Annotated in this window: 13 protein-coding genes; 7 read left to right on the top strand and 6 right to left on the bottom strand. The window is 28.9% G+C overall.

All coding sequences use genetic code 11. The annotated features are described in order from the left end of the window. The first annotated feature begins 97 nt into the window (after positions 1-97). The 4 genes from AQ1689_RS12500 (at position 98) to AQ1689_RS12485 (ending at position 6,922) form a co-directional block, all read left to right on the top strand. Positions 98-718 (top strand): alpha-ketoglutarate-dependent dioxygenase AlkB family protein, encoded by a 621-nt coding sequence (locus AQ1689_RS12500; RefSeq protein ID WP_232122751.1) that lies wholly within the window; start codon positions 98-100, stop codon positions 716-718. After that, a complete protein-coding gene (locus tag AQ1689_RS12495; protein ID WP_101956299.1) occupies positions 718-5,316 on the top strand; it encodes a DEAD/DEAH box helicase in 4,599 nt (1,532 codons plus the stop codon). Before AQ1689_RS12500 ends, AQ1689_RS12495 begins: the two co-directional genes overlap by 1 nt. After that, the gene (locus AQ1689_RS12490) at positions 5,317-6,189 is read left to right on the top strand and encodes a hypothetical protein (RefSeq protein WP_101956298.1); all 873 of its coding nucleotides are present in this window, start codon (positions 5,317-5,319) and stop codon (positions 6,187-6,189) included. Positions 6,190-6,343: 154 nt separating this feature from the next. Then, positions 6,344-6,922, top strand: a complete 579-nt coding sequence (locus tag AQ1689_RS12485) for an NAD(P)H-dependent oxidoreductase (RefSeq protein ID WP_101956297.1) — start codon at positions 6,344-6,346, stop codon at positions 6,920-6,922. A gap of 67 nt (positions 6,923-6,989) precedes the next feature. Here AQ1689_RS12485 and AQ1689_RS12480 read toward each other — a convergent pair whose 3' ends face one another. Beyond that, entirely contained in the window at positions 6,990-8,189 is a 1,200-nt protein-coding gene (locus AQ1689_RS12480; protein WP_101956296.1) for a THUMP domain-containing class I SAM-dependent RNA methyltransferase, read from the bottom strand. A 114-nt stretch (positions 8,190-8,303) separates the two neighbouring features. On the opposite strand from AQ1689_RS12480, the gene AQ1689_RS12475 reads away from it, so the two are divergent. Both AQ1689_RS12475 and AQ1689_RS12470 read left to right on the top strand, forming a co-directional pair. After that, a complete protein-coding gene (locus AQ1689_RS12475; RefSeq protein WP_101956295.1) occupies positions 8,304-9,029 on the top strand; it encodes a class I SAM-dependent methyltransferase in 726 nt (241 codons plus the stop codon). 1 nt (position 9,030) lies between these two features. Beyond that, positions 9,031-9,708, top strand: coding sequence for a ZIP family metal transporter (locus AQ1689_RS12470; protein WP_101914215.1), 678 nt, complete (start codon positions 9,031-9,033; stop codon positions 9,706-9,708). Positions 9,709-9,768: 60 nt separating this feature from the next. Here AQ1689_RS12470 and AQ1689_RS12465 read toward each other — a convergent pair whose 3' ends face one another. Continuing rightward, a complete protein-coding gene (locus AQ1689_RS12465; protein ID WP_101956294.1) occupies positions 9,769-10,329 on the bottom strand; it encodes a hypothetical protein in 561 nt (186 codons plus the stop codon). Positions 10,330-10,449: 120 nt separating this feature from the next. On the opposite strand from AQ1689_RS12465, the gene AQ1689_RS12460 reads away from it, so the two are divergent. After that, on the top strand, positions 10,450-11,082 hold the full coding sequence (locus AQ1689_RS12460) for a 7-carboxy-7-deazaguanine synthase QueE (protein ID WP_058885178.1): 633 nt from the start codon (positions 10,450-10,452) through the stop codon (positions 11,080-11,082). A gap of 74 nt (positions 11,083-11,156) precedes the next feature. Here the strand turns inward: AQ1689_RS12460 and AQ1689_RS12455 are convergent, their stop codons facing one another. From AQ1689_RS12455 to tgt, 4 genes are all read right to left on the bottom strand, one after another. Next, a complete protein-coding gene (locus AQ1689_RS12455; protein ID WP_101914217.1) occupies positions 11,157-12,113 on the bottom strand; it encodes an acetyl-CoA carboxylase carboxyltransferase subunit alpha in 957 nt (318 codons plus the stop codon). A gap of 90 nt (positions 12,114-12,203) precedes the next feature. Beyond that, the gene (locus tag AQ1689_RS12450) at positions 12,204-13,103 is read right to left on the bottom strand and encodes a DMT family transporter (RefSeq protein WP_101956293.1); all 900 of its coding nucleotides are present in this window, start codon (positions 13,101-13,103) and stop codon (positions 12,204-12,206) included. Then, positions 13,090-14,175 carry an LptF/LptG family permease gene (locus AQ1689_RS12445; protein ID WP_101956292.1) on the bottom strand — a complete coding sequence of 362 codons (1,086 nt, stop codon included), beginning with the start codon at positions 14,173-14,175 and terminating at the stop codon, positions 13,090-13,092. The genes AQ1689_RS12450 and AQ1689_RS12445 overlap by 14 nt, the downstream gene beginning before the upstream one ends. A gap of 11 nt (positions 14,176-14,186) precedes the next feature. Next, on the bottom strand, positions 14,187-15,317 hold the full coding sequence (gene tgt, locus AQ1689_RS12440; RefSeq protein WP_101914220.1) for a tRNA guanosine(34) transglycosylase Tgt: 1,131 nt from the start codon (positions 15,315-15,317) through the stop codon (positions 14,187-14,189). Positions 15,318-15,411 lie beyond the last annotated feature (94 nt).

The raw sequence follows: 15,411 nt of genomic DNA, 5'->3' as shown, positions 1-15,411 counted from the left end.
CTTAAAATATATTTTAAAACAGCATTTAGGCAACTAAATGCTGTTTTTTTTGTTATTGATACTAAAAAAGCGCAAGAAAAAGATCAAAAATTCGAAAATGAATATGAAACAATTAGACCTCTTCAATACTAATAAAGAATATAATGAATTAATTAAAATTAAAGATGGTGAATATATATACATTCCTAACTTTTTCAATAAACAAAAAAGTGATATTTTCTATCAGTCATTATTAAATGAAATCAAATGGAAACAACAAGAAATGAATATGTATGGAAAAGTCGTTAAATTTCCTAGACTTACCGCTTGGTATGGTGATATTAATAAAAAATATTCTTTTTCAGGTATTCATTTAACCCCTACAATTTGGACGAATGAATTACTAGAAATAAAAAAAGCAATAGAACCAAAATGTAACGTAAGCTTCAATAGTGTTCTATTAAATCAATATAGAGATGGAAATGATTCTATTTCTTGGCATACTGATGCAGAAAAAGAATTAGGAAAAAATCCCTTAATTGCTTCTGTAAATTTTGGCGAAACAAGAAAGTTTCAATTGAAACACAATGAAACAAATGAAAAAATAGAAATTGAATTGAAACACGGAAGTCTTTTAATTATGAAAGGTGAATTACAGCATTTTTGGAAACATCAAATACCTAAAACAAAGAAAAAAATTGGAAATAGAATTAACTTGACATTTAGAATCATAAAATAATGTCAGCAGAATATATTAAAAAGATACAACAGTTAAATGCTCCAACTTTTCAACAAATAAGAAAAATTGCAAATCAAAATATTTCTCATTTATCAAAAACAAAAAGAGATTTATTATGGAAAAAACTCAATAGAGGAGTTGATTTATTAGATACAAATGAATTAATGTGCCAATATTTGTTTTCTTATGGAAATATGCATCAAGCAAAAATACACGATGCTATTTCTAAATTACCAAAAGAATTATTTGAAAAAGATTTTGAAATTATTGATTGGGGATGTGGTCAAGGAATTGGAACAATTTGCTTTTTTGATTATTTAAAGGCACAAAATATTGAAAATAATGTTGTAAAAGCAACACTTATTGAACCGTCAAAAAAAGCATTAGAAAGAGCCTCTTTACACGTAAATACATACCTTGATGATATTTCTAAAATCAAAATAATTCCAACATTTTTAGATGATATTACCAAAGAAGATATAAAACAACAAGAAAATTTACCTGTAATACATTTTTTTTCGAATATACTTGATATTCCTCAAATTGACTTAAAACAATTAGCTACAAAAATTGATAAATCAGTTATTGAAGACAATTATATTGTTTCTGTTGGTCCATTAAATGCGACAAATCACAGAATTGATGCGTTTTATAATTATTTTAATGTTGATGTTCTATATGATAAAAATGAATCCCAATATTATTATGGAAATAATAGTAAATGTACTTACAAAGCAAAAATCTACAAACTAGATTTTAATAAAGAAGGAAATTTAATTCCTATCGAATTTTATCCTTCTGTTCAATTTCATTCTTCTTATCAATTAGACGGAACAAATAATGAGTTTCATAAAAATAATCATAAAGAACAATTAAATTTAATTACAAATAAATTAAATGTTTTTGAAACCTCAGCACCGTTTGATATAGGCGCAAGTGTTTATCAAGATATTCATCCGATATTAGCGGTTTTAAATAATATTATAACCAGAGGTTTACCAACAAAAGCAAGTCCCTTTATTGAAAATATTTTTCAAAAAGCATTTAATTTTTCTGAAAAATCTGTGAAACATGGCACTTTTTCCTTTGTAAATAAAAAAAATAGCACTCTTGATTATGAGAAAATAACACTTTGGTATAACGCTATAATTTCAAAAAAAACAGCATTAGATTACGCTGAAATTGATACAAATAAATTACAACTTATATATACTCCGATTGCAATCGCTAGAATTCAAAAGACAATTCTGGAAGCTTTAATCACCAATAAACTTGATTTCAAAAGTAAAAATTGGAAAATATTAGTCGAAGAAAAAGATGTTCCCTGTGCTAGTATTGCTTTTGAAGATTTATCACAAATATTTAATAATTTAACAAAATTAAGTCGTGATTATAGTCATTTAATTTTCCCTGAAATTGAACTTGATATTATTAGTAATGACACTTTTATTGATTCAAAATTACATCTTGATAAAAATGTCAATAAAAAAATAATTTCTAAACATCTTAAAACTCAATATGATTTAGTTATTGATATTGCCCTTTTTCAAACAACTAATATTGAGAAAGAAAGCTTTAGTAAATTCCAAAGCAAAAATAATTGTTATTTCAATCTTCGCTCCGTAAATGACGTAAAAACTGAACGAAATATTTATACAACAGATAAAATTATTTATCAAAATTTAGTTACCATAAATGACAAAGGAGTTTATTCTGATAAACTTGAAGCTAAAAAAAATCTAGAATATTTCTTACAATTAATTTTCAGAAAAGAACATTTTAGACCTGGACAATTACCGATATTAAATCGGGCGTTACAAAATAAAAGTGTTATTGGATTATTGCCTACGGGAGGAGGAAAATCTTTAACCTATCAATTAGCGGCAATGCTACAACCAGGCGTAACACTGATTGTTGATCCACTTCGCTCGTTAATGAAAGACCAATATGATGGATTAATAACAGCAGGAATAGATTCTTGTGCCTACATAAATTCATCTTTAACCAAACAAGAAAAAGATAATGCTGAACGTAAATTAGAGGAATCAAAACTTCTATTTATTTTCCTTTCTCCAGAACGACTTGCTATTTATAAGTTTAGAGAAAAGTTGAAAAACATGCACGAACTAAATGTTTATTTTTCTTACGGCGTAATTGATGAAGTTCATTGTGTTTCTGAATGGGGACACGATTTTAGATTCTCTTATTTGCATCTTGGGCGAAATTTATATAATTATGTTCGCTCAAAAGATGGTATTATTTCACTTTTTGGCTTAACAGCAACCGCCTCTTTTGATGTTTTAGCAGATGTTGAAAGAGAACTTTCAGGAAATGGTGCTTTTCCTTTAGATTCAGAAACAATCGTTAGATATGAAAATTCAAACAGACTAGAACTGCAATATAAAATTGAAAAAGTAACTATTGATTTTCAAAATGAATATGAAGTATTGAAAAAATCCAAATATGCAACGCCTCAAAATCTTGCTAAATTTGATTTTTTTATTGATAATAAATTACCTATTCCTATTAAAATTTCTGATAAATGGGGATTTTTTAATGCTAAAAAAGATTTTGTAAAAGAATATGTAAAAACTATTCCTCAATATATAAATGAAATTCAAACTTCAAAATCAATTGAATATATAAAAAATAGTTTTGAAGAACGACAAGGAAATAATGAAGGCGTTGAAAATGATTTACAAACAACTCTTTCTGATGATTATTATTCAAAAAAATCAGAATATGAACAATCAGGAATTATTTTTTGTCCTCATAAAGCCAATACAGGTATTTCGGTTCGAGAAAATGAAAAATCTTTAATAAATATAATTCCTGATATTGGTACATTTTCAGGAGGTGATGAAACTGATAATAAATCAATGGAAAACCTTGAGCTTTTTAGAACAAATAAACAACCTTTAATGGTTGCAACAAAAGCTTTTGGAATGGGAATTGACAAACCAAATGTTCGATTTACTGTAAATCTTAATTATTCAAGTTCCTTAGAAAGTTTTGTACAAGAAGCTGGTCGTGGAGGACGAGACCGAAAAACAGCCTTGTCTGTTATTTTTTTATCTGATTATAAATTAGCACGAATAAATCCAAAGTATCAAAACAGTTATTTTCCATATATTTTAAAAGGAAAATGGTTTAAATATGATGATTTACAAAAAATTATAAAACATTATAAGGTTAATATTGATGAAAAACACATCAATTACTTAACTCCTGAAAATGATTTAGTAAGATTTTTTTGTAAAGAAGGAACAAAACCTAAATATTATGGTTTTAATACTTGTAGTGATACTTCTTGTAAAATGTTTCAAAAATGTAATCTTAAAAAAATACCAAGAGAAGCCGAAAATTGGATTTACAAACAAGATTTAAACGATTTATTAGACGCTAAAAAGATTATCATCGATAAAAAATATATTGAGTATCAAAATGCTGATTATGAATCTGTAATGTATTTCTATAATAATAGTTTCAAGGGAGAAATTAGCGAGAAAAAATCAATGTATAATATCCTTAGTAAACAAGCTACAACTGTTTTTTATGGAGATAATTCGGAAACAAAATCAAGCGAAACAAATCAGGTTGTAGGGTTTCTTACAACACTTATAAATTCAAATATAAATGATGAAATAGTTTCTTTTGTCAAATATATTAAACCAAATCCTGCAAAAAAAATAGTAGGAACAGATACCGATTTAGCAAAAGCAATTTACCGAATGACTTGTATTGAATTAATACAAGATTTTACCCAAGATTATGCAAATAATAGGTATCGAATAGTTTCTAAAAGAAAAAAAGAAGGCAGTTATTACCAAGGATTGGAACGTTTTTTATTGCGATATTATTCAAAAGATAGAGCGAAAGAAGAAATTAAAAATGTCTATAATATCAATGTTACAAGTAAATCTAGATTAGAAAAAGAAATATTTCAATGTTTAAGTTATCTAACTACTTTTGTTTATGATAAAATTTCTGTAAAAAGAAAAAGAGCTATTGATGATATGCGAACTTTCTGTATTACAGGAGCTAATGATGAAAAAGATTGGAAAGAAACAAATGAAGAATTAAAAGATTTTATCTATTATTATTTCAACTCTAAATATGCAAAATCTGATTATATAGCAGATAATGGAGAAGAGTATTCTCTTACAAAAGATACAAATGGCGGGAAAATATCTAGTGAAAAATTACTGTTTAAATATTTAAAAGTGATTGATGAAAAAGTAGAATACGGAACACCAATTGATAATTTAAAGCATCTACAAGGAGCTGTTCGAATTATAAGAAGGTCATTAACAGACAGTAACCCTACTTTATCTTTATTAAATTCATTTTGCATCTTCTTCTTAGGAACAAATAATAATGAAAACCTGAAAAAAGAAGTTATTGAAAGTTATAAGGAAGGAATGTTAGACTTTGCAGAACGAGAAAAAGATTTAATTCATTTTTGGGAACTTTTCAAAAAATATAATGAAATTTTAACGCCATTTTCAGATACTAAATTATCCGAATTAAAAGAGGAAATAACATTAAAAATACACCGTAATAAATTTAAAAAAATAGCATCTAAATATATTGATTAAATGAATACAGAAAACGAATTAAATAAAACTCTTTCTGAGTTATATAGTAATTTAGAAGATTTACAAAGTGCAAGAGAACAAGTAGAAATTGTAACTAAAAGTAGTGATAACTTAACAAATTCAACCGCTATATTACTCGAAAAACTTAGCGTATTTTCAAAACAATTTGGTCAAAAAAATACCAATACTTTTTCTCAATTAACTAAAAATTTAGACAATTTTGAAAATAAAATAGAGAAAATAACAGCTCAAGGTACAGCATCAATTTTAAAGCAATCTAATTTTTTTAAAGAAAATAGTAATAGTATTATTTCAAAATTAGAAAAAAATACAGATACAAATAATACAAAACTAAAAAATAATTTAATTAATTTTGAAACTAAAATAAATTCAATTTCTGAAAAAGGAAATAAATCAATATCATCATATATCAACTCTTTTAAAAAAGAAATTGTTATTGTTATTGACCAATTTTCAAAACAGATATCAGAAAATGAAAAAAACTTAACAGCTATTAATAGCTTAAATAATGAAAAAATTAGTGAAAAAATCAAACAATTTGAGAGAACTACTAATGATTTAAAAGTTAATGCAGAGCAAGGAATAGAAAAAATTAAGTTAATTGCTATTGAAAAAATCGAGAAGCAAGAAGAAAAAATTACTAAAACAATTCTTTATATTACCGAAACAAATTTAAAAACAGAGCGTTTAATTAAAGTAATTACAAATTATGATATTCCAAATAGTCTTGAAAATATCGATAAAAAACTTGAATGCGTAATAAAAGAAAATAAATTGCTTAAAACAATGCTATTTGCTATAATTGGTCTATTAATATTTAGTGTTCTTGGACTATTTATGAAGTTTATGTAAAACATTCTTGAAATTATATTTAAAACCAGCATTTAGGCAACTAAATGCTGGTTTTTTGTTATTATTTATAATTAATCATTCTGATTTTCATCAAAATATGAGTACTTTTATTTTACATTTAATATGATGTTAATTTATATAAAATGAGATAGTTATGAAACATGTTTTAATAATTAACGGACACCCAGATAAACAGAGTTATAATTACGCATTATCCGAAGCTTATTTAAAAGGTGCTAGTAAAACAACGGCGGTTTTATCTCAAATTAATATTGCTGATTTAGATTTTAACCCGAATTTAGCCTTTGGATATCGTAAAAGAACCGAATTAGAGCCCGATTTATTAATCGCTATTGATAAAATAAAAAAAGCAACACATATCGTATGGATATTCCCGATGTGGTGGCAAGGCTATCCTGCTATTATGAAGGGTTTTATTGATCGTACATTTTTGCCTGGTATTACCTATCAACCTATAGAAGGAAAACCATTTCCTGAAAAATTATTAAAAGGAAAATCGGCAAGAATAATTATTACAACCGATACGCCTCGATGGTATGATTTTCTAATTATGAAAAGCCCAGCCCTACGTCAATTTAAAAAAGGAACTTTAGAATTTTGTGGTATTAGCCCTGTTAAAATAAGCTATATTTCGCCTATTAAAAACTCTAGTGTTTCGTTTAGAAACAAATGGATAGAAAAAATAACCTTGTTAGGTGAACAATTAAAATAAAGCACAAAAAAATCCGAAGTAATTTTACTTCGGATTTTTTTATATTTATACTTAAACGATGCTTAATTTATTCTTCTTCATCTGTATTTTGTACAGCTGTTTCATCATCAAAATCATTTTTAATTCTTTTACTTCCTTCATAAAGTTCATACTTTACAAAACGACAATCTAAATCGGCATTTTTAAGCGGTATTCTTTTTGATGTTCGTAAACCAACATGTTTTAATGCTTGCGAATCTGAAGTAATTAACCACGCCATTGAACCTGGATAATTATGCTTTAAAGTATCTCCAATTTTCTTATAAAATTCTTCAACATCAATATTTAAACGCTCTCCATAAGGTGGATTAAATAAAATAGTCGTGTTTCCAAATACCTCTTTCTTAGAATTGAAAAAGTTTACGTGGTGAATTCCTATAAATTCTTCTAAATTAGCATTAATAACGTTCTGCTTCGCCTTGGTAACTGCCGAAGGTGCTTTATCAAACCCCATTATTTTAAAATGAGAGCTTGTAATTTTTTTCAATAAAGCATCCTGAATTACAAAATACAATTCTTCATCGTAATCTTTCCAGCCTTCAAAAGCAAAATGCTTACGGTTAATATTTGCTGGAATATTATTAGCAATCATTGCTGCTTCAATTAAAATAGTCCCCGAACCACACATTGGGTCAATAAAGTTCTCATCTCCTTTATACCCCGATAACAACACTAATCCTGCTGCTAAAACCTCGTTGATTGGCGCAATATTCGTAGCGCTTCTGTAGCCTCTTTTATGTAATGAATCACCAGAAGAATCTAACGAAATTGTTAACCATTCGTTATGAATATGTATGTGAATTTTAACATCAGGGTGTTTTAAATCGACATTCGGGCGCTTTTTATATTTATTCACAAAATAATCAGCAATCGCATCTTTTGATTTTAAACTGATATAATGTGAATTTGTTGTAAAATTCTTAGAATTTACAACCGCTCCAATAGCAAAAGTTCCATCAACGTCAATGTATTTATCCCATTTTATACGTTGAATTGCCTCGTATAAATCTTCCTCATCAAAAATTTTACTTTTTTTAATTGGTTTTAAAATACGAATTGCTGTACGCAACGCAATATTTGCTTTGTACATAAAACCCGTGTCTCCTTTAAAAGAAACATTACGTATTCCTTCTTTAACTTCTTGGGCACCAAGCTTTCTTAGTTCATCTGCTAGTACACCTTCTAAACCTGCCATCGTAACGGCAGTCATTTTAAAATCTTTCTCCATATAACTGTAAAATTTCGCTACAAAAGTACAGCTAATTTTGGCTTGATAGGAATCTTTTCTTGTTTCAATCTAAAAAAGCTAAGATTTATGTATTTTTGCAGACCTTTTATACTTATGAAAACAACAGACTGGTTTACCTCGTGGTTCGACACAACTTATTATCACACGTTATACAAGCACAGAAACGATGCCGATGCACAGTTTTTTATGCGCAATATAACAACATTTTTACAACTCCCTAAAACAAGCCATATTGCTGATTTAGCTTGCGGTAAAGGACGACATTCGCTTTATTTAAACTCGCTTAATTACAAAATAACAGGTGGTGATTTAAGTAAAAATAGTATTGAATATGCCAAACAGTTTGAAAATGAAACACTCAATTTTGAAGTTTGGGATATGCGAAATGCTTTAGAAAGTAAATACGACGCTATTTTTAATTTATTTACCAGTTTTGGCTATTTTGATGACGATATGCAAGATATTGCTATTTTAAAAAGTGTTAAAAATGGCTTAAAAAAGCAAGGTGTATTCGTTTTAGATTTTTTAAATGTTGAAAAAGTAAAAAAATCATTGGTTAATGCAGAAGTAAAAACCATTGATGGCATTGAATTCAATATTAAAAGAGAAATTAAAGATGGTTTTATTTTAAAACACATTTCATTTATTGCCGATAAAAAACAACACAATTACACTGAGCAGGTAAAATTTTTAACCCTTGATAAAATGGAATTGTATTTTAAAGAAGCTGGCTTAAAATTAAAGCATGTTTTTGGTGACTATGCTTTAAATGAATTTGATAAAAACACTTCGGATAGATTAATTTTGATTGGAGAATAGCATGAGTTATATATTATTAATTATTGCCGTTTTAATTGGCGCTTTGCTCGTTTTAATATTAAAACCAAACAATAAACACGTTCGATTATTACTTGCCTTTAGTGGTGCTTATTTGTTATCGGTAACTATTTTACATTTACTTCCCGAGGTTTATATGCACACGCACAATGCTAAAAAAATTGGAATTTTAATTTTGGTTGGTATTGTTATTCAATCGGTATTAGAGTCTTTTTCAAAAGGAGCTGAACACGGGCATATTCATGTACATTCCGATAAATCACAATTTCCGTGGTTGTTGTTTATTAGTTTATGTATTCACGCATTTTCGGAAGGCTTACCAATACATCATGCTGGCGATAACTTGCTAGGAGCAATTATTGTGCATAAAATTCCGATTGCTATTGTTTTAACCACCTTTTTATTACAAACAAACTACAGTAAAAAAACAATTATTTTATTTTTAAGTATTTTTGCGTTTATGAGCCCGTTAGGTGTTTTAGTTTCTGATAAACTAGCTTTTTTCAGCGATTATCACACAGAAATTACCGCTTTAATTATTGGGGTTTTTCTGCATATTTCAACCATCATACTTTTTGAAAGTTCAGAAAATCATAAATTTAATTTAAAGAAATTTACAGCAATTATTTTAGGTGTTTTGCTTACTATTTTTACACTTTAATTTATAATTCCATATATAAAAGTAGAGACGCGATAAACGCGTCTCTACTTTTTGTGTTTTTTAATTAAACCAAATTGTAAATGATTTAATTTTTGCTAAATCAGGAATTTGCTCAATGCTTACTTTTTGAGTACTAAAATCTTTTAAACCTAAATCTTCTTTATCTAGAGAAATTGTAGCGTTTAAATCATCAATAAATAAGGTTACTGATAAAAATGATGACTCTACTTTGCTAATGCTGTTATTCGTATTAATTTCTTGAAATGACGAATTAATATTTAAACCAGAAGCTGTTTTAAAACGGTCATCAAAAATTTCAATACTTTTAATTGTTGATACTGAATCTAACTGTTCTTTTGGTACAATTGTTAATAAATGCTTCCCTCCTTTTTCAAAAATTAAATACTTATCATCTTCTTGAAAAAAGTTATTTCCCTTTGCTCCTTCGCTTAAAACTTTTACAATAGAATCATTTTTAAAAATGACATCTACCTGTTTCAGGGTTGTTTTACTAGTTAATTCACCTACTTTTCCTTTAGAAATATCATATTTACTATTTTCACATTGTATGAATACTACTGATATTAAAGCGATTATTAATGGTTTGATTATACTTTTCATCTAGTTTTTATTAATTATTTAAAGTTAAAAGTTAGGTTGCATTATTTTTTTCTTGATAAATAACGTAAAAGTAACAAAAATGATCCATAAAATTTTAATGTTAACTATCTTTGCATCCTTATGTTGAAAAAAGAAGTACAAGAGTTAATTGATAAAGGGCAAATGCTTCCATTAATGGAGGAATTTTACACTATTCAAGGAGAAGGATCGCACACAGGTACTGCGGCTTATTTTATTAGAATCGGAGGTTGTGATGTGGGTTGCCACTGGTGCGACGTTAAAGAAAGTTGGGATGCTAATTTGCATCCGCCAACCAAAACCGATATTATTGTTTCAAACGCTAAAAAACTAGCTAAAACCGTAGTAATTACTGGTGGAGAGCCTTTAATGTGGAGTTTAGATTATATTACAAAACAACTACAGGATCACGGCATGAAAACACATATCGAAACCTCAGGAGCGTATGCTTTTTCTGGTGTTTGGGATTGGTTTTGCTTATCTCCTAAAAAAACAAAATTACCTACAAAGGAATGCTACAAAGAAGCCGATGAGTTAAAAATGATTATTCATAATAAGAATGATTTTAAATTTGCGGAAGAACAAGCTGATAAGGTTGGCAAAAAATGCCAATTATTTTTACAACCTGAATGGAGTAAAAAAGAAGAAATGACTCCGTTAATAATAGATTATGTGATGAAAAACCCAAAATGGCGCATTTCGTTACAAACGCATAAATTTTTAAATATTCCTTAAATAATTAATAAAAACAACAAAAAAGCAACCTTAATAGGTTGCTTTTTTATTATGTAATAACTAAAAAATAGTTTTTATTTCTCATTATAAACACCCATCTTTTCGTATTTCTCCATACGTTGGGTAATTAATTCTGCTTCGCTTAAATCTTTTAAATCAGCAAAAGCACTTATTATTTGTGCTTGTACCGCTTTAAATGCGCCTTCTCTGTTAGCATGTGCTCCTCCTAATGGCTCTTCAATAATTCCGTCAATTAATTCTAATCGCTTCATATCTTCCCCCGTTAATTTTAACACTTCGGCAGCTTTTTGCTTATACTCCCAACTACGCCATAAAATAGAAGAACAAGATTCTGGTGAAATTACCGTGTACCAGGTATTTTCCATCATATAAACCCTGTTTCCAACACCAATACCTACAGCACCTCCTGATGCTCCTTCACCAATAACAATGGTAATTACAGGTACTTTTAAACGGGTCATTTCTAAAATATTACGAGCAATTGCCTCTCCTTGTCCACGTTCTTCTGCTTCTAAACCAGGATATGCTCCAGGAGTATCTACTAAAGTAACCACAGGAATACCAAATTTCTCTGCCATTTTCATTAAACGCAACGCTTTACGATATCCTTCAGGGTTTGCCATACCAAAATTACGGTACTGACGTGTTTTGGTGTTATATCCTTTTTGCTGACCAATAAACATAAACGACTGATCGCCTATTTTACCTAAACCACCAATCATCGCTTTGTCATCTTTTACATTACGATCACCGTGTAATTCCATAAAAGTATCGCCACAAATAGCCTTAATATAATCTAAAGTATAAGGACGGTTTGGATGACGTGATAATTGTACACGCTGCCAAGGGGTTATATTTTTATATATCTCTTTTTTGGTTTCTGCTAATTTTAGTTCAATCTTATTAGACGTTTCTGTAACATCAACATCGCTCTCTTCTCCCAAAGCAATACATTTTACTAACTGCTCTTCTAGTTCTTTTATAGGTAGTTCAAAATCTAAATATTCCATTATATATAGTTTGATTATATTTTTGTTGTTTGTAAAAGCAAACATACTAAAAAATTGTAATTTTTAGCTTTTTACTTTTTTTAAAAAAGATTATTTTTTAGTGAATTTCTTTTTTATTTCACTCCTGTTTTTTAAAATGCCGTTGGCTAAAACAATTAGTAAGATAACCACTGCTCCGTAATAAAAAGCAGCACTCATTTGTTCTTTTTCACCAAATATTATTAAGGCTAAAATAATAGCGTAAACAGGTTCTAAATTTATGGTTAACATCACCGTATAAGGCGTTATGTATTTCATCACTTTTACCGATGCAATAAACGCATATGCCGTACAAATACTACTTAAAAGCAGTAAATACAACCAGTCGTTTGTTGGTATCTGAAAAAAATCAACAGTAAATTTCTGGGTAAAAATCAAATACAAAGTGATGGCTAAAGCACCAAATAATAATTGATAAAATGAAATAATATTTGCTTCATATTTCTTGATAAAAATGCCATTTAAAACTGCAAATAATGCCGATAAAAAAGCAGATATCAAGGCGTATATAATTCCTAAGGTATATTGACTTTCAAAATTAAAAATTAGGTATAAACCGCCTATAATTAGCAAGCCTAATACAATTTCGAGAGTGGCTATTTTTCGTTTAAAAAATAAGGGTTCAATAAGTGCTGCAAAAAAAGCGCCTGTACTCATAGTTACTAAGGCTACCGATACGTTTGAAACCTTTATCGCTTCAAAAAAAGTAACCCAGTGAACGGCAATAATTACGCCTGAAATAGCAAATTTTAAAAGTCCTTTTTTATCAACTATAAAGGGTATCTTCTGAAAAAGAAAATAAATAGCTATAAAAACCACCGCCAAACACATTCGATACCAAACTAAGGGTACTGAATCTATTGAAATTAACGCACCAAGTATGGCGGTAAAACCCCAAATAAATACAATGAAGTGTAAATGAAGATAGTTTTTTAACTTATTTTCTTCCATTTAAATATAAATAAAGTGAATACAAACCAAAAACGATGTTTGGTATCCACACATTTAGCAAGGCGTTTGCTCCTGCAACTGCTCCTAGTACCTCTGCTACCTTTAAAAAGAATACATAAAGAAACATTAACGAAATACCTAACGCTAAATTAGCCCCTATTCCTCCTCGGGTTTTCTTGTATGCCAAACCTACCGCAATTAAGGTTAAAATATAACAGGCTATTGGTAAACTGGTACGTTTATACAGTTCAACCAAATACATATTTAAGTTTTTAATACCTCTATTTTTAGACATTTCTATAAATTCTATTAGTTCTGGTGTTCGCATTTCTTGCGCCATTACATTTTTATAGTTAAAGTCCTTAGGGGTAAAAGCAAAGGTGGTATCTACATTGTTTCCTGAAAAAATACTGTCACGGGCTTTGAAAATTTTTCTTAACTTCCAATTATAAAGCTTAAAAGTACTGTCTTTTTCACTCCAATTAATATTATCGGCCGATAGTTGCTGTTTTAATTGAATTCCATCATAAATTTCAGTGGTAAAATTATAGCCTGTATTTCTTTTTAAATCAAAACTTTGAAGATAAATATACGTACTGTCATTTAATTGTAAACTAAACTCTCTAATGGTATGATCGGAATATTTTCGCTTTTTTAAATAGGTTCTTTCAAACTTCTTTCTGGTTTTACTACTCGATGGCACAAAAAAATGATTCATCAATAAAGCCACCGAACACACAATTGTTGCTCCTATAAAATAAGGATATAAAAATCGGGTAAAAGATACTTGCGATCCATTTATCGCTACAATTTCGGTATTGTTTGCTAGTTTTGAGGTAAATAATATTACCGCAATAAATAATGCCAAGGGCATAAATGTATTGGCGTAGTAAATAATAAAATTCACATAATAATCATTTACAACCTCAAAAAATGTTAAGGTTTCTTCTCGTAAAAACTTGTCTATTTTCTCGGCAATATCAATAGCTACCGCAATAGGTATTAATATTAATAAGGTGAATAGAAATGTTGCCAAAAAACGCTTTAATATGTACCAATCAAGTATCTTCAAAAAAAAATATTTTATAAACGGTTATCCATTTGTTTGACCATTTTATCTTTCCACTGTACAAAATCGCCAGCAATAATATGCTTTCTAGCCTCTCTTGTAAGCCATAAATAAAATCCTAAATTATGAATAGAAGCAATTTGCTTTCCTAACATTTCTTTTGCCGCAAATAAGTGACGTAAATATGCTTTAGAATACATAGTGTCTACATAGGTAATTGCCATGTCATCAATAGGAGAAAAATCATTTTCCCACTTCTTATTTTTAATATTAATAGACCCGTGTGCGGTAAATAACATTCCATTACGAGCGTTACGTGTTGGCATTACACAGTCAAACATATCAATACCTAGTGCGATGTTTTCTAAAATATTAATTGGCGTACCAACTCCCATTAAATAACGAGGTTTGTCTTCAGGTAAAATAGCCGTTACAACTTCGGTCATTGCGTATAATTCATCGGCTGGTTCGCCTACTGATAATCCTCCAATGGCATTTCCTTCTGCTCCTACGGATGCGATATATTCTGCAGATTGTTTTCTTAAATCTTTATAAGTACTTCCTTGAACAATCGGGAAAAATGCTTGTTTATGCCCGTATTTGAAAGGTACTTTTTCTAAGTGATTTACACAACGTTTCAACCAACGATGCGTCATGTGCATAGAACGTTTTGCGTAGTTATAATCACAAGGATATGGCGTACATTCGTCAAAAGCCATGATAATATCAGCACCAATAGTACGCTGAGTTTCCATTACATTTTCTGGTGAGAAAAAATGTGAAGAACCATCAATATGACTTTTAAAGACTACTCCTTCTTCGTTTATTTTTCTTCTTCCTGATAATGAATATACTTGATATCCACCACTGTCAGTTAAAATATTGCGATCCCAATTCATAAACTTATGCAAACCACCTGCGGCTTCTAAAGTTTCTAATTTTGGACGCAAATATAAATGATAGGTGTTTCCTAAAATAATATCTGGGTTTATTTCATCTTTTAGTTCGGATTGATGCACACCTTTTACTGTACCAACAGTTCCTACTGGCATAAAAATTGGTGTTTCAATAATTCCGTGATCTGTAGTAATAACTCCTGCGCGGGCTTTACTTTTTGGGTCTGTTATTTTTAAGTCGAATTGCATAGGCGACAAATATACGTTTATTTACTAAAAAATAAACGTATGGGGTGTTTTTAGGTTTTTTTTAGCTATTATTTTTTATCCGTTATAAAACGTA

It is taken from the genome of Tenacibaculum finnmarkense, assembly GCF_900239185.1.
Lineage (GTDB): Bacteria > Bacteroidota > Bacteroidia > Flavobacteriales > Flavobacteriaceae > Polaribacter > Polaribacter finnmarkensis.
This window is presented reverse-complemented; position numbering and strand designations above follow the sequence as displayed.

Coding starts and splice junctions, on each gene's coding strand:
- AQ1689_RS12475 (WP_101956295.1), top strand. CDS start 8,304: ATGAAAACAACAGACTGGTTTACCTCGTGGTTCGACACAACTTATTAT.
- AQ1689_RS12490 (WP_101956298.1), top strand. CDS start 5,317: ATGAATACAGAAAACGAATTAAATAAAACTCTTTCTGAGTTATATAGT.
- AQ1689_RS12450 (WP_101956293.1), bottom strand. CDS start 13,103: ATGGAAGAAAATAAGTTAAAAAACTATCTTCATTTACACTTCATTGTA.
- AQ1689_RS12455 (WP_101914217.1), bottom strand. CDS start 12,113: ATGGAATATTTAGATTTTGAACTACCTATAAAAGAACTAGAAGAGCAG.
- AQ1689_RS12500 (WP_232122751.1), top strand. CDS start 98: ATGAATATGAAACAATTAGACCTCTTCAATACTAATAAAGAATATAAT.
- tgt (WP_101914220.1), bottom strand. CDS start 15,317: ATGCAATTCGACTTAAAAATAACAGACCCAAAAAGTAAAGCCCGCGCA.
- AQ1689_RS12470 (WP_101914215.1), top strand. CDS start 9,031: ATGAGTTATATATTATTAATTATTGCCGTTTTAATTGGCGCTTTGCTC.
- AQ1689_RS12465 (WP_101956294.1), bottom strand. CDS start 10,329: ATGAAAAGTATAATCAAACCATTAATAATCGCTTTAATATCAGTAGTA.
- AQ1689_RS12495 (WP_101956299.1), top strand. CDS start 718: ATGTCAGCAGAATATATTAAAAAGATACAACAGTTAAATGCTCCAACT.
- AQ1689_RS12480 (WP_101956296.1), bottom strand. CDS start 8,189: ATGGAGAAAGATTTTAAAATGACTGCCGTTACGATGGCAGGTTTAGAA.
- AQ1689_RS12460 (WP_058885178.1), top strand. CDS start 10,450: ATGTTGAAAAAAGAAGTACAAGAGTTAATTGATAAAGGGCAAATGCTT.
- AQ1689_RS12485 (WP_101956297.1), top strand. CDS start 6,344: ATGAAACATGTTTTAATAATTAACGGACACCCAGATAAACAGAGTTAT.